19 protein-coding genes are annotated in these 23,746 nt (G+C 32.1%); 1 reads left to right on the top strand and 18 read right to left on the bottom strand.

From position 1 onward, the window contains the following. From C8C88_RS12400 to pckA, 12 genes are all read right to left on the bottom strand, one after another. Positions 1–1,434 carry a M17 family metallopeptidase gene (locus C8C88_RS12400; RefSeq protein WP_121338423.1) on the bottom strand — a complete coding sequence of 478 codons (1,434 nt, stop codon included), beginning with the start codon at positions 1,432–1,434 and terminating at the stop codon, positions 1–3. 58 nt (positions 1,435–1,492) lie between these two features. Continuing rightward, positions 1,493–2,647, bottom strand: coding sequence for an alpha/beta hydrolase (locus C8C88_RS12395; protein WP_233549337.1), 1,155 nt, complete (start codon positions 2,645–2,647; stop codon positions 1,493–1,495). Positions 2,648–2,753: 106 nt separating this feature from the next. Continuing rightward, a complete protein-coding gene (gene hisIE, locus C8C88_RS12390) occupies positions 2,754–3,353 on the bottom strand; it encodes a bifunctional phosphoribosyl-AMP cyclohydrolase/phosphoribosyl-ATP diphosphatase HisIE (RefSeq protein ID WP_121338421.1) in 600 nt (199 codons plus the stop codon). Positions 3,354–3,436: 83 nt separating this feature from the next. After that, positions 3,437–4,192 carry an imidazole glycerol phosphate synthase subunit HisF gene (gene hisF / locus C8C88_RS12385; RefSeq protein ID WP_121338420.1) on the bottom strand — a complete coding sequence of 252 codons (756 nt, stop codon included), beginning with the start codon at positions 4,190–4,192 and terminating at the stop codon, positions 3,437–3,439. Positions 4,193–4,369: 177 nt separating this feature from the next. After that, positions 4,370–4,585, bottom strand: coding sequence for a four helix bundle protein (locus C8C88_RS13025; RefSeq protein WP_370453801.1), 216 nt, complete (start codon positions 4,583–4,585; stop codon positions 4,370–4,372). A gap of 9 nt (positions 4,586–4,594) precedes the next feature. After that, positions 4,595–5,326, bottom strand: coding sequence for a 1-(5-phosphoribosyl)-5-[(5-phosphoribosylamino)methylideneamino]imidazole-4-carboxamide isomerase (gene hisA, locus C8C88_RS12375; RefSeq protein ID WP_121338419.1), 732 nt, complete (start codon positions 5,324–5,326; stop codon positions 4,595–4,597). A gap of 75 nt (positions 5,327–5,401) precedes the next feature. Then, the gene (hisH, locus tag C8C88_RS12370) at positions 5,402–6,031 is read right to left on the bottom strand and encodes an imidazole glycerol phosphate synthase subunit HisH (RefSeq protein WP_121338418.1); all 630 of its coding nucleotides are present in this window, start codon (positions 6,029–6,031) and stop codon (positions 5,402–5,404) included. 47 nt (positions 6,032–6,078) lie between these two features. After that, positions 6,079–7,215, bottom strand: a complete 1,137-nt coding sequence (hisB, locus tag C8C88_RS12365; protein WP_121338417.1) for a bifunctional histidinol-phosphatase/imidazoleglycerol-phosphate dehydratase HisB — start codon at positions 7,213–7,215, stop codon at positions 6,079–6,081. 12 nt (positions 7,216–7,227) lie between these two features. Then, positions 7,228–8,277 carry a histidinol-phosphate transaminase gene (hisC, locus tag C8C88_RS12360; protein WP_121338416.1) on the bottom strand — a complete coding sequence of 350 codons (1,050 nt, stop codon included), beginning with the start codon at positions 8,275–8,277 and terminating at the stop codon, positions 7,228–7,230. Then, positions 8,267–9,559, bottom strand: coding sequence for a histidinol dehydrogenase (gene hisD, locus C8C88_RS12355; RefSeq protein ID WP_121338415.1), 1,293 nt, complete (start codon positions 9,557–9,559; stop codon positions 8,267–8,269). Before hisD ends, hisC begins: the two co-directional genes overlap by 11 nt. Before the next feature lie 23 nt (positions 9,560–9,582). Continuing rightward, on the bottom strand, positions 9,583–10,440 hold the full coding sequence (gene hisG, locus C8C88_RS12350) for an ATP phosphoribosyltransferase (protein WP_121338414.1): 858 nt from the start codon (positions 10,438–10,440) through the stop codon (positions 9,583–9,585). A 357-nt stretch (positions 10,441–10,797) separates the two neighbouring features. After that, positions 10,798–12,417, bottom strand: coding sequence for a phosphoenolpyruvate carboxykinase (ATP) (gene pckA, locus C8C88_RS12345; protein WP_121338413.1), 1,620 nt, complete (start codon positions 12,415–12,417; stop codon positions 10,798–10,800). 291 nt (positions 12,418–12,708) lie between these two features. Here pckA and C8C88_RS12340 point away from each other — a divergent pair, with 291 nt between their 5' ends. Then, the gene (locus C8C88_RS12340) at positions 12,709–14,403 is read left to right on the top strand and encodes a putative transporter (RefSeq protein WP_121338412.1); all 1,695 of its coding nucleotides are present in this window, start codon (positions 12,709–12,711) and stop codon (positions 14,401–14,403) included. 75 nt (positions 14,404–14,478) lie between these two features. On the opposite strand, the gene C8C88_RS12335 is transcribed toward C8C88_RS12340, so the two are convergent. From C8C88_RS12335 to C8C88_RS12310, 6 genes are all read right to left on the bottom strand, one after another. Beyond that, entirely contained in the window at positions 14,479–14,979 is a 501-nt protein-coding gene (locus C8C88_RS12335) for a hypothetical protein (protein WP_121338411.1), read from the bottom strand. A 55-nt stretch (positions 14,980–15,034) separates the two neighbouring features. Further along, on the bottom strand, positions 15,035–16,153 hold the full coding sequence (locus C8C88_RS12330; protein WP_121338410.1) for a VIT1/CCC1 transporter family protein: 1,119 nt from the start codon (positions 16,151–16,153) through the stop codon (positions 15,035–15,037). 9 nt (positions 16,154–16,162) lie between these two features. Next, positions 16,163–17,278: an efflux RND transporter periplasmic adaptor subunit gene (locus C8C88_RS12325; protein ID WP_121338409.1), complete on the bottom strand. Its 1,116-nt coding sequence runs from the start codon at positions 17,276–17,278 to the stop codon at positions 16,163–16,165. Between the two features lie 3 nt (positions 17,279–17,281). Beyond that, positions 17,282–21,622: a CusA/CzcA family heavy metal efflux RND transporter gene (locus tag C8C88_RS12320; protein ID WP_121338408.1), complete on the bottom strand. Its 4,341-nt coding sequence runs from the start codon at positions 21,620–21,622 to the stop codon at positions 17,282–17,284. Positions 21,623–21,694: 72 nt separating this feature from the next. Then, positions 21,695–23,074, bottom strand: a complete 1,380-nt coding sequence (locus C8C88_RS12315; protein ID WP_121338407.1) for an ATP-binding protein — start codon at positions 23,072–23,074, stop codon at positions 21,695–21,697. A 6-nt stretch (positions 23,075–23,080) separates the two neighbouring features. Beyond that, positions 23,081–23,743 (bottom strand): response regulator transcription factor, encoded by a 663-nt coding sequence (locus C8C88_RS12310; RefSeq protein WP_121338667.1) that lies wholly within the window; start codon positions 23,741–23,743, stop codon positions 23,081–23,083. Positions 23,744–23,746 lie beyond the last annotated feature (3 nt).

Raw genomic sequence — 23,746 nt, 5'->3', positions numbered from 1 at the left:
CTATAAATTTTCAATGAATTTAGTCAATAAATGAACTCCGTAAGCAGTTGCGTGTTTGCTTTTTGCAAATTCATCATCTCCAAAAGCTACTCCAGCAATATCTAAATGTGCCCAAGCAGGATGTTCTTGAGTGAAATATTCTAAAAATTTAGCGGCACTAATGGCTCCAGCTACTGGTTTTCCGCTATAATTTTTGACATCAGCAATATCACTTTCAATATCAGATTTGTAAGCCTCCCAAAGTGGTAAAGGCCATAATCTCTCCCCAATTTCATCTCCTGATTCTTGTAGTTTTTTTGAAATTTCGTCATTATTGGTAAATAATGCTGCACATTCATAACCAAATGTTCCTACGCTACTTCCTGTAAGTGTTGCAATATCAATGATATATTCGGGTTTGTAATTTGTAATTAAATACGAAAGTCCGTCAGCTAAGACCAATCTTCCTTCAGCATCTGTATCAATAATTTCAATAGAATGTCCGCTATAGCTGTGAATCACATCACTTGGTACAAATGATTTTGCATCAACTGAATTTTCTGCGCAAGGAACAATTGCAGTAACTTTTACTGGTAATTGTAAATCTGCAATAAGTTGCATTGCACCAAATACCGCTGCTCCACCAGCCATATCGCATTTCATGTGAAGCATCCCAGATGTTTTTATATTCAATCCGCCAGTATCAAAAGTAATTCCTTTACCTACCAATCCAATATGTTTTATCTTAGCTACATTTTCTTTTGGAGTGTAATTCATAATTACAAATTGAGGCTCATTTTCACTGCCTTTTCCTACCGCTAAAAAAGCACCTAATTTTGCTTTTTTTGAAGCTTCAAAATCAAGAACTTCAACATCAAAGCCATATTTTTTTCCAGTTTCTTGAGCCCATTTAGCTAAATATTTTGGAGTTACATTATTTGGAGGTAAATCAACTAGATTGTAGATTTCGAGCTGTGCTTTGGCAATTTTTATTCCTTTTTTGATTGTAGGTAAATAATCTTTTTCAGAAAATAAATTTAAAACAAAATCAGATTCTAAAAAAGGATGGATTTTTTTATCTGACTTGAAATGTCCTAAATCATAGGTTCCTAAAAACAATCCAGATACAATTGCTTCCACTTGATTGTCATCAAATTGTTCTGGTAAAACAAGCGCTATATTCGTGTTTAATTTATCTTTTTGTTTGGAAGAAACACTTCTAAAAACAGTTTTCAATGATTTGTAATCAATTTTCTCTCCTAAACCAATGAACAAATAAATAGCATTATTTTGTTCAACAGCATAATGAGTGTCTTTTTTTCCATAAAAAACTTTAGCTGGTATTTCCAATCCGTTAAACGATATTGGGACAATGCTTTTTTCGTAAGTTTCAAAAACAGGAATTAAAATTGTTCCTGAAAAATTATCTAGATTTTGAATTGTATTTGTTTTCATTTTTTAAAAATTGGGAATTAAATGCAATAAAATAAATAGTTTATATAAAGATTGATAGTTATTTAGATTGAAAAAACAACCATTCAATTGCTTTTGGAAACTCATCACTCCAATAAGTTTCGCTATGGGTTCCGTACCTATTGATACTTAAATTAATTTTGATTTTATCTTTAACAAAGTGACTAGAAAGCAAGTTTTCTTGAAATTTTTTGACATGCTCAATCATCGTTTCACTTTCATCCCCACCGGCATACAAATAGATTTTTGTATCTGCTGAATAGGCTTTTTTAGGATTAATTTTTAGTTCTGGAACAACCCAAAGCGAAGGTGAAAAAATCATCAATTTGCCATATGTTTCTGGATTTTTTAACCCACTGAAGATACTAACTAATCCTCCCATAGAGCTCCCGCCTATTCCTGTAAATTCTCGTTCTGTTTTTGTTCTGAAATTTTGATCTACAAATGGTTTTAATGTCTCGGTAACAAAGCGAATGTATTTTTTTCCTTGTCCTTTACCCAATACCGTTTTGCCTACATTATATTCTTTTATGCGATCTTCTTCGGCATGTTCAATAGCGATAATGATTATTTTTCCAATATTATATTCGGACATTACGGCTAGTTTCTTGTCTATTTCCCAGTTTCCATATGCTGCTTTTTCATTAAATAAATTTTGAGCATCTTGTAAATACATTACCGGATAACGCTCATCTGTTTTGTCATAATCATGAGGAAGTAATGCCCAAATTTTTCTTGTTTTATTAAGTTGTGGAATCTTAAATTCATCTGAAATAATTTTTACCTGAGGTAAATAAGATTGTTTGAACGGCAACCAGTTCTTTCGCCATCGTGCTACATGTTCTTTTTGTATTCCAGTATGCATTTTTGTAAAACGATTTTCGGTACGGTTTCCATGCACATCAATTTCTACATCGCTCCAATCTCCTTTGGTAAACTTATATAAAAGTATTTCAGGATAATTAAAGTTTTCTGGGAATTTGTATTGATAGGAATTAATTCCAATTTGTTCCATCACAAAATCTTTATCCTGAGTTACCCAGCCATTAAAATTTCCAGAAATATAAATAGGACGCGCATCAACTTCATCTGTGGTTAAAATGATATGCAATCCCGTTTCTGTTTTTTTGTTTTTTAATTCGGGATTAAAAACGTCGTTTTCTGAAATATTCGCTTGCATCGGGATACTTATCATTTTAATAAGTAGTAAATATAATTGATTGTCATTGGAAAAAAAAGAAAACCCAATAGTATATTAATTTACTATTGGGTTTTATAAATGAAAATTTTAAAAGTAATTGCTACTTCTGACGGCTTTTTAAAACATTTATAACATCTTGTAACTGGAAACCTTTTGCTTGTAATAAAATCAGATAATGAAATAGTAAATCTGCACTTTCGCTCAAAAACAAATCATCATTATCATCTTTGGCTTCAATAACTACTTCTACAGCTTCTTCTCCTACTTTTTGTGCAATTTTATTAATTCCTTTTTCAAACAAAGAAGCAACATAACTTTTTTCAGAATCAGCATTTTCTCTGCGAACTTTTATAGTGTTTTCAAGATGAGAAATAAAGCCATAATCAGACTTGTTTTCTTCAGCCCAACACGTATCCGTTCCGTTGTGACATGTTGGCCCTACTGGATTCACTTGAATTAATAAGGTATCATCATCGCAGTCATTTTTGATAGAAACCAAATTCAAAAAATTACCACTTTCTTCGCCTTTTGTCCAAAGTCTTTGTTTAGAGCGGCTGTAAAAAGTTACTTTTTGGGTATCAATTGTTTTTTGATAAGCTTCGGCATTCATGTATCCTAACATTAAAACCGATTTAGTTTCGTTATCTTGAATGATTGCAGGAATTAATCCATGTGCGCTTTTTGAAAAATCTATGTTCATTTTTTATAAGTATTAAGTGTTAAGTCGTAAGCATAAAGTCGTAAGTATTGAGCAATTCAAACTTAATAATTCCGACTTATTACTTAAATACGTACTTCTATATTGTTGTTTTTAAGTTCTTTTTTCAATGTTTTTATTTCAATTTCCTTAAAATGAAATACGCTTGCCGCCAATGCTGCATCTGCTTTTCCTTCCACAAAGGTATCTACAAAATGTTGCATATTTCCTGCACCACCAGATGCAATTATGGGAATATTCACCAAGTCAGAAAGTGTTGCCAAAGCTTCATTAGCAAATCCATTCTTTGTTCCATCATGATTCATAGATGTAAAAAGGATTTCTCCAGCACCACGTTCTTCAACTTCTTTCGCCCAGTCAAATAATCGTAATTCTGTTGGGACTTTTCCTCCTACAAGATGCACGATCCATTCGCCATCAATTTGTTTGGCATCAATAGCTACAACTATACATTGACTACCGAATTTTTGTGCCAAATCATTAATCAATTGTGGATTTTTGACCGCTGAAGAATTAATAGAAACTTTATCCGCTCCGTTTTGCAACAAAATTTCAACATCTTCAACCGCTGAAATTCCACCACCTACCGTAAACGGAATATTAATTGTAGCTGCAACTTTTCGAACTAAATCAACCAAGGTTCTTCTTCGTTCTTCCGTTGCTGAAATATCAAGGAAAACCAATTCATCCGCTCCTTCATCCGAATAAATTTTAGCTAATTCTACGGGATCACCTGCATCGCGCAAGTCCACGAAATTAACCCCTTTTACGGTTCTTCCGTTTTTTATGTCGAGGCAAGGAATTATTCTTTTTGTTAACATCTAAATAAAGTATTAAATTGTAAGGATGAATTATTAAGTTTTTGAAATGTTGTTTTTAGAAGTAATAATTATGCTATTAATCAATTTTAAAACTTCGACCCCATCATTATTTAAACTCAAAAATTCTTCATTTGAAATATAACTTGTTGCTTGTAAAAGCTCTAACCAATATAAAGTTTAATCTGCTTCTTTTTGAGAAATTCCCATCTTATGAATAAAATCAGCTTTGCTTTCTGCATTTTTTGCTTCTCTAATATTTGCACCAACAGAAGTTCCAGAGCGTAAAATTTGTTTACTCATTACATATTCATTTCTTGTATTTAAAGTTTTATATAAATTAACAATTCTAACGGCAAAAGAAAAGCTTTTTATTTTTATTACATCTGAACTCATATTTGAAACTTATGACTTTATACTTAAAACATAGTTTTCCAATTGTTTCAACGAAATTCTTCCTTCGTAAATCGCTTTGCCAATAATAGTTCCTTCACAACCCAATTCGGCTAATTTTGGTAATTCGTCAAATGTTGAAATCCCTCCAGAGGCAATTAATTTGATTCCTTTGGCTTTCGCCAAAATCTTAGCGTATAAATCGAAACTTGGTCCTTCCAGCATTCCGTCTTTGGCAATATCAGTGCAAATTACGTACTGAATTCCTTTTGCTTGATAATCCTGAATAAAGGGAACCAAATCTTCATTTGAATCTTCTAACCATCCTGAAACCGCTACTTTTTCGTTATTGGCATCTGCTCCCAAAATGATTTTATCTGAACCATATTCGGCAATCCATTTTTCGAAAATAGCTCTGTTTTTCACAGCAATACTTCCACCTGTTATTTGGTTTGCTCCAGATTCAAAAGCGATTTTTAAATCAGAATCTGCTTTTAAACCACCACCAAAATCAATTTTCAATTTGGTTTGTGTAGCAATTTGTTCCAATATTTTATAATTGACAATTTTGCTTGATTTTGCACCATCTAAATCTACTAAATGCAAATATTCGATTCCATGCGCTTCGAATGATTTAGCTACTTCAAGTGGATTTTCGTTGTAAATGATTTTGGTATTGTAATCCCCTTTTGATAGGCGAACACATTTACCTTCTATGATATCTATTGCAGGTATTATTCTCATTTTAAAGTTAGAGATTAGAGGTTTGAAATTAGAAGTTTAAATTGAAATTGATTTTTGCCATTGCCATTGAAATATTTATAACTTCAAAAAATTTCCTAGGATTTGTTCTCCAATATCCCCACTTTTTTCAGGGTGAAATTGAGTTCCATAAAAATTTCCATTCTCTAATGCCGAGGCATATTCTACTTCATAATTCGTAGTAGCAATTGATTCGGCACAATCAGGAGCATAATAACTGTGAACTAAATACATGTATTCATTTTCATTAATTCCTTTGAATAGATCCGATTTTAGGTTGTAAATTTGGTTCCATCCCATTTGTGGTACTTTCACTTTCGATGTAAATTTAATTACATCAACATCAAAAATCCCCAATCCTTTAGTATTTCCTTCTTCTGATTTGTTGCACATTAGTTGCATTCCGAGACAAATTCCTAAAACAGGCTGTTTCAGCGTTGGAATTAAAGTATCTAAGCCACTTTCTTGTAACATTTTCATAGCATAACTTGCTTCGCCAACACCTGGAAAGATCACTTTATCAGCTGCTTTTATTTCGTCTGGATTGTTACTCAAAACCGCATGAAAACCCAATCTTTCGATGGCAAACATAATGCTTTGAATGTTTCCTGCTCCGTAATTTATAATTACTATCCCCCCAGCCTCCGAAGGGGGAGTTGAAGAAACTTGTGTTTTTTCTTTATTCATAATTTCTTTATAAAGCTTAGTAATTCCCCCTTTGGGGGTTAGGGGGATTAAAGCATTCCTTTTGTGCTTGGCAAAATCATTTTTTCCGTATCACGTTTTACGGCCACTTTTATTGCTTTGGCGAAAGCCTTGAAAATAGCTTCAATTTTGTGGTGCTCGTTGGTTCCTTCCGCTTTGATGTTGATATTGGCTTTTGCTCCATCTGAGAATGATTTGAAGAAATGATAAAACATTTCTGTCGGCATCTTACCTACCATTTCACGTTTGAATTCGGTTTCCCAAACCAACCAGTTTCTACCTCCAAAATCAATGGCTACTTGTGACAAACAATCGTCCATTGGCAAACAAAAACCATATCTTTCGATTCCTAATTTATTTCCTAATGCTTTGGCAAAAACTTCACCTAAAGCAATTGCAGTGTCTTCAATCGTGTGATGTTCATCGACTTCGAGGTCGCCTTTTACGATAACTTCTAAGTCCATTTGTCCGTGACGCGCGATTTGGTCTAACATGTGATCGAAAAAAGCAATTCCGGTTTCTATTTTACTTTTTCCGGTTCCATCAAGGTTTAAATTGATATAAATGTCAGTTTCATTCGTTTTTCTGGTTATGGAAGCTGAACGTTCTTCCAGCTTCAAAAACTCATAAATCGTTTTCCATTCTGTAGTTTGTAGAGCGATAACATCTTCTAATTCGTGTCTTTTGGACGAAATTTCATCACTTCCCAACTCTTCGTCAGTATTGATAAAAATAGCTTTTGAACCTAGATTTTTTGCCAATTCTACGTCAGTTATTCTGTCACCAATTACAAATGAATTTTCTAAATCGTATGCTGGGTTATTGATGTATTTAGTCAACATAGCCGTTCCAGGCTTACGAGTCGGTACATTTTCGTGAGGAAATGTCTTGTCAATAAAAACGTCGCTAAAAACCACTCCTTCATTTTCAAACGCTTTCATCACTAAATTATGAACTGGCCAAAAGTTAATTTCGGGATGAGAATCTGTTCCTAAACCATCTTGATTGGTCACCATTACCAATTCGAAGTCCAATTCGGTAGCAATTTTACCTAGATATTGAAAGGCTTTTGGATAAAATTCCAATTTTTCAAAACTGTCTAATTGATAATCATTTGGTTCCAAAACCATTGTTCCGTCACGATCTATAAAAAGTATTTTTTTCATTTTTTAAAACGTTTATAAAGAAGACAAAGCTTCAATTAATTTCTTATTTTCTACTTCCGTTCCAATAGTTAAACGCAAAGTATTTTCGCATAAAGGTTGTGTTGTTCTGTTGCGAATTACAATTCCTTTTGCAATTAATTCATCGTATCTTTTATTTGCGTCATCTACTTTTATCAAGATGAAATTAGCTTCAGTAGGATAGATTTTTTCGACAAATTTTACATTAAGTAAAACTTTAAGTAATTGCTCTCTTTGTGTTATAATTGATTCAATTTCTGAATTAATTTTATTCGGATTGTCTAATCGGTCTAAAGCTCTTTTTTGAGTTAATTCGTTGACGTTATAAGGAGGTTTGATTTTATTTAAAACCGAAATAACTTCAGCTGATGCATAACATATTCCCAATCTAATTCCTGCTAAACCATAGGCTTTTGAAAGAGTTTGAGTGATGATTAAATTTGGATATTCGTCTAACTCGTTAACCCAGCTTTCTTTTTTAGAAAAATCAATATAAGCTTCATCTATAACTACTAAACCATTGAAGTTTTTCAACAAATAAGCAACATTTTCATCCGAAAATGAATTTCCTGTTGGGTTATTTGGAGAACATAAAAATATAATTTTAGTATTCTCATCAACAGCGTCCATGATTTTTTCAATCTGTGGTTGAAAATCAGTTGAAAGTAAAATTTCTTTGTTTTCAACAGCATTGATATTAGCTAAAACACCATACATTCCGTAGGTTGGCGGTAAAGTAATTACATTGTCCACTTTGGGTTCGCAAAAAGCACGGAACAATAAATCCAAAACTTCATCGCTTCCATTTCCTAACAAAATTTGATTTGTTTTTATCTTTTTTTGTTTTGCCAAAACCACTTTAACGCTGCTTTGTTGCGGATCAGGATATCGATTTACACCGTTCTCAAAAGGGTTTTCATTAGCATCCAAGAAAATCATATCTGCCGTGTCAAAATCTTCAAACTCATCACGAGCAGAAGAATAAGGCTTCATCGACTTCACGTTTTCACGCACTAAATTATTTATATCGAAATTATTTTCCATCTTCAATTGCTTTTAATCTTAATGTAACTGCATTTTTGTGCGCTTGCAATCCTTCGGCTTCTGCCATAATTTCGATAGCGTTACCAATATTTTTTATTCCTTCAGCAGATATTTTTTGGAAAGTCATTGCTTTAGTAAAACTATCCAGATTTACACCGCTATAATTTTTCGCATAACCGTTTGTTGGCAAGGTATGATTGGTTCCTGAGGCATAATCACCTGCACTTTCTGGCGTGTAGTTCCCAATGAAAACAGAACCTGCGTTATGAATTCCATTGCTGTAAAAATCATCAAATTCTGAACAAATAATGAAGTGTTCTGGACCATATTCATTAATTAATTCTAATGCAATGCTGTCATTTTCAACGTAAATCAATTTAGAATTCGCAATAGCTTTTTCAGCAATAGCTTTTCTTGGAAGTAAATCCATTTGTATTTGAACTTCCTTTTCAACTGCATCAATTAAACTTTTTGAAGTTGAAACTAAAATTACTTGGCTATCAGCTCCGTGTTCTGCTTGCGAAAGTAAATCAGAAGCCACAAATGCTGGTACAGCAGTATCATCAGCCACAATAAGCAATTCAGATGGTCCTGCAGGCATATCAATAGCTACTCCAAATTGAGTTGCCAATTGTTTAGCAACAGTTACAAATTGATTTCCAGGGCCAAAGATTTTATACACTTTAGGAATTGATTTAGTTCCAAAAGTCATTCCTGCAATAGCTTGAATCCCTCCTACTTTTAAAATTTTGGTAACGCCACATAAATTAGCAGCATACAAAATTGCAGGATTGATTTTACCTTTTTTGTCAGGAGGTGAACATAAAACAATTTCGTTGCAACCAGCTATTTCAGCGGGTACAGCTAACATTAATACAGTAGAAAACAAAGGAGCTGTTCCTCCTGGAATATATAAACCTATTTTTTGAATCGGTCTTTTTTCTTGCCAACAGTTTACGCCTTCAATCGTTTCAACAGCAACTCGATGTGTTTTTTGAGCTGTATGAAATTTTTTAATATTTGCTTTTGCCAGTTGAATAGCATTTTTTAATTCTTGAGGAATAGTTGCAATAGCTTCGTCAATTTCAGCTGGAGTAACTTCTAAGTTTTCGATTACAGCTCCGTCAAAAAGGGAAGTGTATTTAGCTACAGCACTATCTCCTTTTTTTTGAACTTCCTTAAAAATTTCTTTAACGGTAGCTTCAATATCATCAATAGTCTTAGTTGGTCTCTCTAAAATGCTAGCCCAAGTTGCTGGTTTTGGATTGTATATTTTATTCATTTTTTTAACTTTTAGATAAGGCTTTATAATACCATTTTCTCAATTGGGCAAACCAAAATTCCTTCGGCACCAACTTCTTTTAATTGATCGATCACATCCCAAAAAGTATCTTTGTCGATTACGGAATGAACGCTGCTCCAACCTTCTTCAGCCAAAGGCATTACGGTAAGGCTTTTTAATACAGGCAAAATTTTACCAATAGCTTCAATTTTATCATTAGGAACGTTCATCAAAATATATTTTGATTTTCTAGCTCTCAAAACAGATTCTATTCTAAATTGAAGAATGTCAATTAATTTTTGAATTTCAGGAGTCACTTTTGGTGAAACAGCAAGTACAGCTTCACTTTTCATGATTACTTCCACTTCTTTAAGATTGTTTTTAAATAAAGTGCTACCGCTTGAAACAATATCAACAATTGCATCTGCTAAGCCAATATTTGGAGCGATTTCAACAGAACCAGAAATTTGGTGAATGTCAACGGATAATCCAAATGAATTAAAGTATTCATTAACGGTATTCGGATAAGAGGTTGCAATACGCATTCCGTCTAAATCTTTTATAGAGTTGTATTTAAATGTTTTAGGAACCGCAACGGATACTTTGCATTTTGAAAAACCTAATTTTTGAGCTACAATAATATTTTTTCCTTTTTCAAATAAAAGGTTGTCACCAACAATGGCAATATCTACCACTCCATCAATCAAATATTGAGGAATATCTGAATTTCTAAGGTATAAAACTTCTAATGGAAAATTTGTTGCAGCTGCTTTAAGTTGATCATTTCCATTGTTAATAGAAATTCCACAATCTTTTAGAATTTGTATGCTGTCTTCGTTTAAACGTCCTGATTTTTGAATTGCAATTTTTAAAGTACTCATTTTTAAGTTTTTTTATTTAATTATAGTTTGTGGTTTGAGTACCAACGGATAAATAATAAAAAACCCGCTTGATGTACTCAAACGGGTTTTAAAATATGATGATTTACATGCATACCATTAACACATCGCTTGAGAGCAATAATGAAAATGATGATGATGTAATTGATTTGATAACATAATTTTTAATTTGATAATCCCTTGATTTCGATTGCAAATATAGTAGAAAATTTATTTAAAACCCAATTTTAAATTTAACTAAACGAAATGAAATTGTTAAAAAAAGGTTTTAAAAACAAACATCTGCAACCAATCAATACTGATAAGCTGCAGATGTTTGGACAACTAACTATTTTTAAACTAACTTAAAACTTCTTCCAAAGAAGGACCAGCAGCAACTAAACGCTTACCTTCTTCTGTGTTTGTGTATTGCTCAAAGTTTTTGATGTATCTCGCTGATAAATCTTTGGCTTTACGTTCCCAATCGTCTTTGTCTTTGTATGTATCTCTTGGGTCAAGAATTCCGTCGCTTACGTGAGGCAATACCGTAGGAATTGTTAAGTTTAAGAACGGAATTGTTCTAGTTTCTGCTTCATCAATTTCGCTACTGATGATCGCATCAATAATTGCTCTTGTGTTTTTTAATGAAATTCTTTTTCCAGTACCATTCCAACCTGTGTTAACTAAATACGCTTTTGCTCCATGTTCTTTCATTTTACCAATTAAGGTTTGAGAATATCTTGTTGGGTGTAAAGTCAAGAAAGCTTCACCAAAAGCGGGAGAAAATGATGGTTCTGGTTCTGTAATTCCTCTTTCTGTACCTGCTAATTTAGAAGTATATCCGCATAAGAAGTGGTATTGTGCTTGATCATCATCTAGGATAGAAACTGGAGGCAATACACCAAAAGCATCTGCAGAAAGATAAATGATTTTTTTAGCATGTCCTGCTTTTGAAGGCAATACAATTTTATTGATGTGATAAATTGGATATGAAACTCTTGAGTTTTCAGTAATTGAATGATCGTAGTAATTGATTTCTCCATATTCATCTACAATAACATTTTCTAATAAAGCATCTCTTTTGATAGCTCTCCAAATGTCTGGCTCATTTTCTTCTGTTAAATCAATAACTTTTGCATAACAACCACCTTCATAATTGAATACTCCATTATCGTCCCATCCGTGTTCGTCATCACCAATTAAATATCTTTTTGGATCTGCAGAAAGCGTTGTTTTACCTGTTCCAGAAAGTCCGAAGAATACCGCTACATCACCATCTTCACCAACGTTAGCAGAACAGTGCATAGACGCCATTCCTTTAAGTGGTAAATAATAATTCATCATAGAGAACATTCCTTTTTTCATCTCACCACCGTACCAAGTACCACCAATGATTTGAACTTTTTCAGTTAAATTGAATAACACAAAGTTCTCAGAGTTTAGTCCGTGTTCTTTCCAATCTGGATTTGTTGCTTTTGAACCATTCATAACAATGAAATCTGGTTCTCCAAAATTTTCCAATTCATAAATTGAAGGTCTGATGAACATATTTGTTACAAAATGTGCTTGCCAAGCAACTTCCATTACAAAACGAACTTTTAATCTTGTATCTGCATTTGTTCCGCAAAAAGCATCAACAACATATAATTTCGGAGAAGTAGAAAGTTGTTTTAAAACTAATTTTTTTAAATCATGCCAAACTTCTTTTGTAGTAGGAAAGTTTACTTTGTCATCCCAATATATTGTATCTCTTGTGATGTCATCTTTAACAATGTATCTGTCTTTAGGAGAACGTCCCGTAAATACACCTGTTTTAACAGCAACAGCACCAGTATCAGTTAAAGCACCTTTTTCATATCCTTTTCTTTTATGTGAAACTTCTGCTTGATATAATTCTTCATAAGTTGGATTATAAGATACTTCATGATACCCTGTAATTCCTAAATCATGTAATTCCTGAATAATTTTAATGTTTTTCATTGTATTTAATTTAAAATTCTTGTTATTTAATTCTATTCAAATATAGTTTCGTTTATTCTAAAAAAAGGTGACTTTTATCATGAAAAGCAAAAATATACGCAAACGTTTTCGTTGTTTTAAAAGGGTTTACGGTGTTTTTATTCTTACTTTAACTACAAATGAAAAGTTGGTTTATTAGTTTGATTTATCTAAAAAAGCTACCTGATTTTTATCATATAAAAATAGTAAACTATTTTAGTTATTTGTTATTGGATTTTAATTTTTTAAATTTAACCTCTAAATTATAACATTATGTTTGATTGGTTTAACACATTGTTTTATCCTAATAATGAGCCAGATATAACGCAATCGTTGATTGTTTTATTGATTGCGATTAGTGTTGGTTTTTTCGTAGGAAGAGTTCGATTAGGAACAGTATCATTAGGGGTTTCAGCCGTTATGTTTGTGGGTCTGTTTTTAGGTCATTATGGCTATCGAATGGATGAAAGTATTTTGGTTTTTGTTCGTGATTTTGGATTAATTCTTTTTGTTTATGGCATTGGAATTCAAGTTGGCCCTTCTTTCTTTTCTTCATTCAAAAAAGACGGCTTACTTTTTAATTTTTTAGCTGTTGGTGCTGTTCTTTTAGGAGGTGTAATTACTTATTTTATTCATATAATAACAAAAATTGATATAGAAAATGCAGTAGGTTTAATGTCTGGATCGGTGACTAATACTCCAGGTTTAGGAGCTGCTAAATCAACATTACAGGAAATTCAGAATCAATTTCCTTCCAAAGTTTTTGGAGATCCTACAATCGCCTATGCCATTACTTATCCGTTAGGAGTTTTTGGAATTATTTTGACGATTATTGTATCAAAATCAGTTTTGAAAATTGATATAATAAAAGAAAGTCTTTTGATAAAGACCAAAATAGCCAATACTGAAAATGCTATCATTCATGAAAAATGTAGAATTACAAATTCAGCCTTATTAGGTAAAAGTATTTACCAAATTTTCAAAGAATTAGACATTCATAACATTATCATTTCACGATTAAAAAACAGTGGCTCTAAGGTTGTTTATTCTCCTTCATTAGATTCTAAAATTCATGATAAAGATGTTTTAATGGTTGTTGGAGTTCAAAAAGATGTAGATCATTTTATTGAACTTGTGGGTAAAATATCAACTGATTTGTTCATTGAATCCGAACAAGATGTGGTTTCAAAATTTATATTAGTCACTAAAAAATCGGCTACTCATAAAACTTTAGCAGAGTTAGATTTACATAATAAGTTTGATTTAAAAGTAACTCGTGTGATTCGTTCCGGATTAGAATTATTAGCACAACCATCTTTAGAATTATTTTACGGAGACAAACTTTTGATTGTTGGAAATAAAGAAGCAATTGGTGAAGTAGAAAAAATAATTGGCAACTCTGAAAAAAGCCTTTTAGAGCCTGATTTTCTGTCTCTTTTTGGAGGTTTAATTATAGGAATTGTTATTGGTTCTATCCCTATTTTTATTCCATCGCTACCAGTTCCTTTAAAATTAGGATTTGCAGCTGGACCATTATTAACTGCTTTATTTATTAGTAGATATGGCGGGGTTGGCGCGATTCATTCGTATATTAATAATGGAGCAATTCATTTTATGAAAGATCTAGGAATATGTCTTTTCTTCGCCGCAGTTGGAATTCATGCAGGGGCTGCTTTTTATGATAATTTCATAAAATTTAATGGCTGGCTTTGGATATATTATGGTTGTTATATTACTTTTATTCCGTTGATTATTATGGTTTTAATAGGCCGATTTGTATTTAATCTTAATTTTTATCAGCTAGTAGGAATAATGAGTGGAGCATACACTGACCCAGCAGCATTAGCATTTAGTACAAAATACCTAGATTCAGATATTCCTAATCAATCTTACGCCACAGTTTATCCGATGGTTACCATAGCAAGGATATTTATCGCTCAATTATTGATATTGTTATTTGCCAGTTAGCTTTAATGATAAGTAAAATAAAAAAGAGGATATCTGTTGTAGATATCCTCTTTTTTATGGAAGTATAGTTCTAAACTAATCTTCTTTTTCTTCACCAGCTTTTTCAACTCCCGCAGGTGCAGTTGTGTTAGTAGCATTAGGTCTGATTTCGGTGTGACGAATTTCACCTCCAGAAGTTCCTGTTTGTTGTGCAAAAAAGACTCCTATAATTGCTATTACAATTGCTAAAAAGGAAACTAAATTTGCTTTAGCATGTTTTTTTGCATTCAAATATAATCCGACAAGTGAAACAATCCCTAATACATATAAAACCAATGCTAACTTCTCAGCCATTTCTTCATGTTCGTGAATAATTTGTTTTCCAATGTTAGGCATATCCTCTACCATTTCTTCAGCACCTTCGCCAGTTCCCATGCTAAATGCTGCAAAAATAGCTGCCACGATAAAAAGACAATAAGCAGTGTTTTTTACGGTATTGTTTTTTAAAAGTACACCAACAATTAAAATTCCAAGCCCTAAAATTGTTCCAATAATTGGAAAATGGTTAACTACCATGTGTAAATGTGCGTCGTTCATAATGTTTTTTGTTTAAAAGGTTAAAAAAAGGAATGTTTTATGTTTAATAAATTATTTATCCTGCCAAAGAAACTCCAATTAAAGTTCCTATTCCGTAAGTCACCGCTGCCGCTGCTAAACCGAAAGCAACTTGTCTGAATCCTGAAAACAGAATGCTTTTACCAGTTAATAATGTAATGGCAGCACCAATGCCAAAAAGCCCAACAATACTGCTGCCTACACTTAATAAAATAGCGTTATTTCCATCTAAAAACATAAACGGATATAAAGGAATAATAGCTCCGATTGCAAAAAGAACAAAAGATGCAATTGCTGCTTCCCAGGCAGAACCACCTAATTCTTCTTTGTCAATTCCTAATTCTTCCGTTATAATAGCATCAATAGCGGTTTCAGGATTTTCGAATGCCTTATCTGCTAATTTTTGTGCCTCAATAACATTCATCCCTTTTGCTTGATAGAGCAAAACCAATTCTTTTTTTTCTTCTTCTGGCGATGCTTCTAATTCTTCCGTTTCCAAATCAATTTGTCTCTGATTTAATTCTCTTGAGCTTTGTACCGAAAGCCATTCTCCTAATGCCATCGATATTGCACCTGCTAAAAGACCTGCAATTCCAGTCAACAAAATGGTGTTGTTCGAAACGGCTGCTCCAGCAACTCCCATAACTAAACTCATATTAGAAACTAATCCATCATTAGAACCTAACACGGCTGCTCGCAAGGCATTTCCTCCTACTGATTTGTGACGGCTTTCAAATTTAGATAATAAGCCTCCTGAAACATTAAGCGCTGCATTATTATTTACGGCTTCAATTATATTAAGATGATTATGTTCAAAACCTGTTAATTTTTCGCCATGTTCAATTTTATTTTTGATGGTATTAACTGCAAATTGTTTTTCTACAGTTGATAAACTGCTGATAATAGAACTGTATCCGAAAATTTTACCCAATTTCAATTGCAATTTTGCTCTTGAAGAAGGTGGCGGCATACTATAATTTGAATCAAAAGTCAACACTTTTTCTAACATATGCTGCGCATGACCTTTTTCTATTTCGGCTAAACTTTGTAAGACTCTAGAAAGATTTTCGTCAGATTGAATTGCAGCGATACTGTCGTATAAAAAAGCGGTATCAACTTCTGTTTGCAATTGTCCTTTTAGTTTATTTAAATCCATAGTTTTCTATTAATTAGCAATATCAAAGACTCCTTTTGTTACAATTTTTGAGGCAGAATTGATTGTGTTATTTGGAATAAGTTCAATGAATTCTTCTGTTTTTTCACCAACGGTAACAGCTACTTTTTTGAACGAATATCCATTTTTATCATTTAATAATAAAAGTACGAAATTTTTATTGTTTTCTGTAAGTAAAGCGTCAGTAGGAATTGCTAAACCTTTTTTGGAATCTACTACAATATCGGCTTCAACAAACATTCCAGCCATCAAACGCTGTTTTACATTTTGGTCTAAATGACCATGTACATTGATTGTTCTGTCGTTTCCTTCAATAGTATTTCCAACCAAATGAACTTCAGCATCAAATACTTCTTTTGAGGCTTCAGGGACTTTGAATTTTATTTTTTGTCCTTCCTTAATTTTCAATATGTCTTTTTCAAAAACAGATAATTCTACATGTAAATCATTATTATTAACTATTTCTAAAATCACATCTGTTGGTCCCATAAGCATTCCTATATTCGCATTCATTACTGAAATAGAACCAGAAATAGGAGCGTAAATAGTAATAGTTGATGTTAGCTTTCCTTTTTCTGTATTTGAAGGATTGATGTTTAATAAGCGTAATTTTTCTCTAAGACTTTGATACGTTCCTTTTGCTCTGCGGTATTCACTTTCAGCTTTCAAATAATTTTTTTGTGAAGTGATTTTTTCAGTATACAATGCTTTTTGACGTTCGTATTCTGATTTTAAAAAGTTTATTTGTTCCGCAACATCTAAATATTCTTTTTGAACATCTAAATAATCAGTACTTTCTAAAGTTAAAAGTGCTTGTCCTTTAGTTACTTTATCACCAATAAGAAGCTTTGTAGTTTTTACATAACCACCCATAAACGCGGTTACTTTTGCTCTATTTTGTGGTGGCACATCTATCTTTCCAGAAGTTTTTACAACGATGTCAAAATCTTGTTCAACCGGACTTCCAATTTCAATTCCTGATGATTTAAACTGAGTTTCAGTAACTGTAATGTCATTAGGATTTGTTGGTGCTTTTTCTTCTACTTTAGCATCTTTACAAGCATAAAATAAAGTTGATAGTGCTAGTATATATATGATTTTTTTCATGAGTTATATATTAAAATTTAGGTATTGAAGGTCTAATTGGGTTTTATTATATTGCAAAACAGCCTCTAAATATTCAATCTGAATAGCCGTTGCGTTTTCTAAACTTTGTATGTATTGAAAAAAATCTATTTCTCCTTGTTTGTAACTCATCGTTCCAACTTTAATGATTTCTTCTGATAATTTTTTTCCAAATTGATTGTAATAATTAATCGCTTCTTGATGCTTGGCTAATTCTGCTTTCTTTTCACTAATGAATTTTTCTATTTTTTGTTCTTCCTGTTGTTTTTGTTGTTCCCAGCTTTGCAATTCTAATTGTGCTACTTTAACTTTTGAAACAGTTCCCGAAAATAAGATAGGAACGGCTATACCAACTTGAAAGCCATATAAAGATTGTGATAAGCCATTGTTTCTTCCTTGAAAATAATCTAGGTTAATATCTGGTAACCAATGTTTTTTTTGTAACTCTAATTGATTTTTATAATTTTTTGTAATATTCTCTAAATAAGCTTTATGAGTTAGTGAACTAGTACTATCACTCAAAGTACTTAAGGGTTCTATAGTGCTATTTTTAATATCAATTTTATCGTCAGTTTGTACTAATAAAGCTAACATTTCAAACTGCGCTTTTTTATCATTTCTAATTTGTAAAAGCAGGGTTCTAATTTTTCTAAATTTGGCTTGAGCCGTAATTTTTTCTAAATAATTAGTTTCTCCTAATTCAAATTTTCTATCACTAGCTTTAGAGAAATTTTGGTACAAACTATCTAAATATTGATACCTTTTTTCCTGATTTTGCAAATAAACAATATGGTAATACAAATTAGAAACGCCGAAAGCCAATTTGTTTTTTTGAAGTTCAAAGTTGATTTTTTCTTTTTCATATTCTGATGAATACACCTTTTTTTGGGCACCATAAATCGAAGGAAACAGAAAACGCTGTTGTGCTCCAAAAACTTTTAAAGGTTGATTATTCATCGCTAGATTATTTTGATCATAGCTATAATATACATTCGTTTTCTCAAATGTATATGCGGATTTTATATTGGCTTTTGTTTTGTCAACTTGTAACTGAGCTGCTTTTAATCCTTTATTATTTGCAGTTGCTTTAGATACTAATGTTTCTAATTCAGTATTCGTATTTTGAGCAAATAGCAGTGTTGAAGACAGTAAAAATAATAGTAGATACGTATTGTTTTGATGAATTTTGAATTTTGGTTTTTTGAATTCTTTTTTATCAAATACTTTATACAAAATAGGCAAAACAATCATGGTTAAAAGTGTAGCTGTAAACAATCCACCTATCACAACGGTTGCTAATGGTCGCTGAACTTCTGCTCCTGCTGATGATGAAATGGCCATTGGTAAAAAGCCTAATGCTGCGGCTGCGGCCGTTAATAATACAGGACGCAAACGATCTGTAGTTCCTTTTAAAATTAGTTGATCCATATCTTTCATTCCGTTATGTTTGAGTTCTTTGAAATGTTCAATAAGTACAATTCCATTTAGTACTGCTATACCAAATAGCGCAATAAATCCTACTCCTGCCGAGATGCTAAAAGGTAAATCTCTAATCCATAAGAATAAAATACCTCCTACCGCAGATAATGGAATGGCAGAATAAACCATAAGCGCTTCTTTGATTGTTCCAAAAGCAAAATACAACAGAACAAATATTAAAAACAAAGCAATGGGTACTGCTATTGCTAATCTTGCTTTTGCGCTTTCTAAGTTTTCAAATTGCCCACCATATTTCACATAATACCCAGCTGGGAGTTTGATTTTAGCATCTACAATTTTTTGAATATCCACAACTACACTTTGTAAATCACGATTTCTAACATTAATTCCAACAACAATTCGTCTGTTTGTATTATCTCTAGAAATTTTGGCTGGTCCTTCAGTATATTCAATACTTGCTAACTCGCTCAACGGAATTTGTTGGCCTGAAGGAGTTGAGATATAGAGATTTTTTAGGTCATTGATGTCTTTACGATTCGTTTGGTCTAAACGAATTACCATATCGAATCTTTTTTCTCCTTCAAATACATTACCAACAGTTTTTCCAGCAAAACCTAATGCAATCATTTCATTTAAATCGGCTATATTTAAGCCATATCGTGCAATTTTAGAACGATCATATAAAACTGCCATTTGTGGCAACCCTTCTGTTTTTTCGATAATTATATCCGAAGCTCCAGCAACATTTTTTATAGCAGCTTTGATTTCTTTTGCTTTTTCAGCTAAAACATTTAGGTCTTCGCCAAAAATCTTTACTGCAACATCAGAACGCGTTCCTGAAATGAGTTCGTTAAAACGCATTTCGATAGGTTGCGTAAATTCAATATCCATGTTTGGAATTTGAGTTTCAATAGCCGTTTTTATTTTATCCGCTAATTCATCTTTGCTAGTTGCTGAAACCCATTCCGATTTAGGTTTTAACTTAACGATTACGTCACTTTCTTCCATTGACATTGGATCGGTAGGAACTTCGGCAGCACCAATACGACTGACAACTTGTTCTACTTCTGGGAAATTTTTAAGAATAATTTTTTCTATTTTAGTAGTAGTTCCAATTGTTTTTGTCAAAGAAGTTCCTGTTTTTAAAACGGGTTGAATCACAAAATCACCTTCGTCAAGTGTAGGAATAAATTCCCCTCCCATTGTTGAAAACACAACTATTGACATTATCAATAAGCCTACAGCACCATATAAAACTTTTTTGGTATTATTTAAGGCCCATTTGATGGAAGGTAAATATATAGCGTTGAGTTTACTGATTAGTTTATGAGATAATGAATTTGGGTCTTCTGCTTTTGGTTTTAAAAATAAAGACGAAACTACTGGTACATAAGTAAAACAAAACAACATTGCCCCTAATAATGCAAAACTAAAGGTCATTGCCATAGGTTTAAACATTTTACCTTCAATTCCAGATAAAGACAGAATTGGTATGAAAACAATTAAAATAATTAGTTGCCCAAAAACCGCTGAATTCATCATTTTTGAAGCACTTTTGTAGGTAATTTGATCAATTTCGATTTGACGAGATTCTTTCGGAAGATTCACTAAATGAGCCGATTTATGTGCAATTTGAAAGGCTATAAATTCAACAATAATAACCGCACCATCGATAATAATACCAAAATCTATTGCACCTAAACTCATCAAATTTGCATCAATACCCAATATATTCATGAATGAAATAGCAAAAAGCAAACACAACGGAATAACCGATGCAACAACTAATCCCGAACGCCAGTTTCCTAATAGTAGAATTACAACAAAAATCACAATTAAACAGCCTAAAATAAGGTTTTCAGCTACTGTAAATGTTGTTTTGCTAACTAATTCACTTCGTTCTAAAAAGCCATTAATGTAAACCCCTTTTGGAAGACTTTTTTGAATTTCTGCAACTCTAGCTTTTACGTCATTAATAACTTGTTTCGAATTCCCTCCTTTGAGCATCATTACTTGTCCAAGTACTTTTTCACCTTCGCCATTTCCTGTAATTGCTCCAAAACGATTAGCGTGACCAAAATTAACTTGCGCTACGTTTTTGACATAAACAGGCAATCCATTTGCATTTTTAATGACAATGTTTTCAATGTCTTGAATTGATTTTACTTTCCCTTCAGCACGAATAAAATAGCTTTGGTTAATTTTTTCAATGTAAGCTCCTCCAGCAATACTGTTGTTTTTTTCCAAACCAGTAAAAACATCATTCATCGTGATATTCATCGCTTTCAATCGAGAAGGAATTATAGCAATTTCATATTGTTTCAAATAGCCGCCCCAAGTATTAATTTCGACCACTCCTTTTATTCCTGATAATTGTCTTTTTACAACCCAGTCTTGTAAGGTTCTTAAATCGGTTACAGAATATAAGTTTTTGAATTCAGGTTTAACTTCTAAAGTATATTGGTAAATTTCCCCCAATCCTGTAGTAATTGGCCCCATTTCTGGTGTTCCAAAACCTTGTGGGATTTTTTCAGAAGCTGCTTTTATTTTTTCAGCAATAAGTTGTCGAGGAAGATAAGTTCCTAAATCATCCTCAAAAACAATAGTTACAACGGAAAGTCCAAATTTAGAGATAGACCGAATTTCTTTTACTCCAGGCAAATTTGCCATTTCAATTTCGACAGGATACGTAATAAACTGTTCAATATCTTGAGTAGAAAGATTGCGAGATGTAGTAATAACTTGTACCTGATTATTTGTAACATCTGGCACTGCTCCAATTGAAATTTGGGTTATTGAAAAAATTCCAAAACCAGAAACTATCAATGTAAAGAGTAAAACAATGAGTTTGTTTTTTAGGCTGAAAGCTATAATTTTTTCTAGCATTTTAATAATATTTATTTAAACAAAAATAGAATTAAAAACCTATAAATAACTTAAGAACAACTTAGGATTTTATTATTTAAATCTTAAGATTACAGTAGTTCCTTTTTGAAGATTGCTTGAGATTTCAAATTTTATTTGAAGTAAATCAGCTATTCTTTTTACTATGGATAATCCCAATCCATTTCCTTTGATTTCTGGATGATTTGTCGCATTTGAGCGGTAAAATGGATGGTGAATTTTATCTAAATCATCTGCTTTAATTCCAATTCCTTTATCTGAAATGGAGCATATGGTTTGACCTTCTTTTTTAGTTAATTTGATGGTAATCTCCCCTTCTTCATTAGAGTATTTTATCGCATTACTAATGATATTACTAATAATTGTTGAAACCAAATAGTTATCGGACTCAATTATATAGTCTTTAGAAAAAGAATGGTGGACATTAATTTTTTTAGCATTTATTTTTCCTGAATAAAGAATTAAACTGTCTAAAATTAAAGCGTTCAAATACACTTTTTCAATTTTCAAACTTTGTTTCTGATTTTCAAAACGCGCTAATAGTAGTAATTGATCTACTAAATTGTTTAATCGGTTGACTTCCTTAATGCTGTATACAATTTTATCTTCGTATTCAGATTGTGTTCTGGGTTTTCGAATCAAAACTTCAAGAGTTCCTTTTAGTACTGTCAAAGGTGTTCTTAATTCGTGTGAAGCATCTGAGGTAAATTGTTTTTCTCTTTCTACGGCATTTTCAATTCGGTCTAATAAATTGTTTATCGTCTGTGAAAGTGTATACAATTCATCTCTATTTTGAGGTAATGGAATTCTAGATTTAAGATTATCTTTAGTAATAATATTTGAAGTTTCAATAATAGAACTTATTGGTTTTATACTTTTTCCGGCAATTAATCTAGCTATCACAAAAAGAATTAATAGGATTAATGGGTATGCAATCATCAATATTTTAGACAAATTATGAAGTACCATTTTGGCATCTTCTAATGACATTGCAACAGATAAATAGCCTTTTTTAATTCCGTTTTGGAATATAGGAATTTGGATTTGGCGTATTGACTTATGAACTAATTCGGTATCAAAAAGTTCATAATCGGGTATTTTTGAATTAAAAGCTAAGGTGTGAATTTTTAGATTTGGAGATTTTTCTGCAATTAAACCATTTAGATCAAAAAATTGAACAAAGACAGGATTTACCGCCACCGTATTATGTTCTCTTTCCATCCATTCTTCATCGTGAATCAAGCCGATATGATTTCCTTTAATTTCAATTTCCGTTAAGTGTTTTTCGGCTTCACTTTTAATGTCATTATTGATATGACTGTAAACCGTAAACTTTACAATAGAATATATGACAAGAAAGACAACAAAAATTAGTAATCCTGTTGTGAGGATGTAATTGAATGCGATTCTATTTTTAAAAGAAAGTTGTTGCATTTTTATTTAATCATTTGCAATGTAACCAACACCACGTATGGTTTTGATTAGTTCTTGATCTTTATTAAGATTCAGTTTTTTGCGAATAGCATTCATAAAGACATCAATTACACCCGTATCATATTCAAAATGAATGTCCCAAACATCTTCAATAATTTGGTTTCTAGTACAAACTTTTCCTTTGTTTTTGATGAGATAAACTAACAATTCATATTCTCTTTGGGTAAATATGATTTCTTGGCTCTCAACTGTTACTTGGTGCTTAGAGATATTTATTTTTATATTCCCTAGCGTTAAAATAGTATCTGTATTTTCATTTCTGAAATGAATTTTGATACGTTCTAACAATTCATCAAAACTGAATGGTTTTTTGATGTAATCATTTGCACCAGCTTTCAATCCTTCAATAGTTTCTTGAACGGTATCTTTTGCGGTAAGAAATATAATAGGCGTTTTTAAATCTGTTTTTCGGATGGATTGACAAACGTCTATTCCTGTCATTTGTGGCAACATCCAATCTAAAAGAATCAAATTTAATTTTTGGCTTAAAGCCAATTCATAGCCCGTTTTACCATCATGAGCAATCAAAACCTCATATCCCTCCTCTTCTAAACCTTGTTTTAGAAAATTTGCAATTCCAACTTCGTCTTCAACTATTAAAATTTTCATCAT

It is taken from the genome of Flavobacterium sp. 123 (assembly GCF_003634825.1).
Lineage (GTDB): Bacteria > Bacteroidota > Bacteroidia > Flavobacteriales > Flavobacteriaceae > Flavobacterium.
This window is presented reverse-complemented; position numbering and strand designations above follow the sequence as displayed.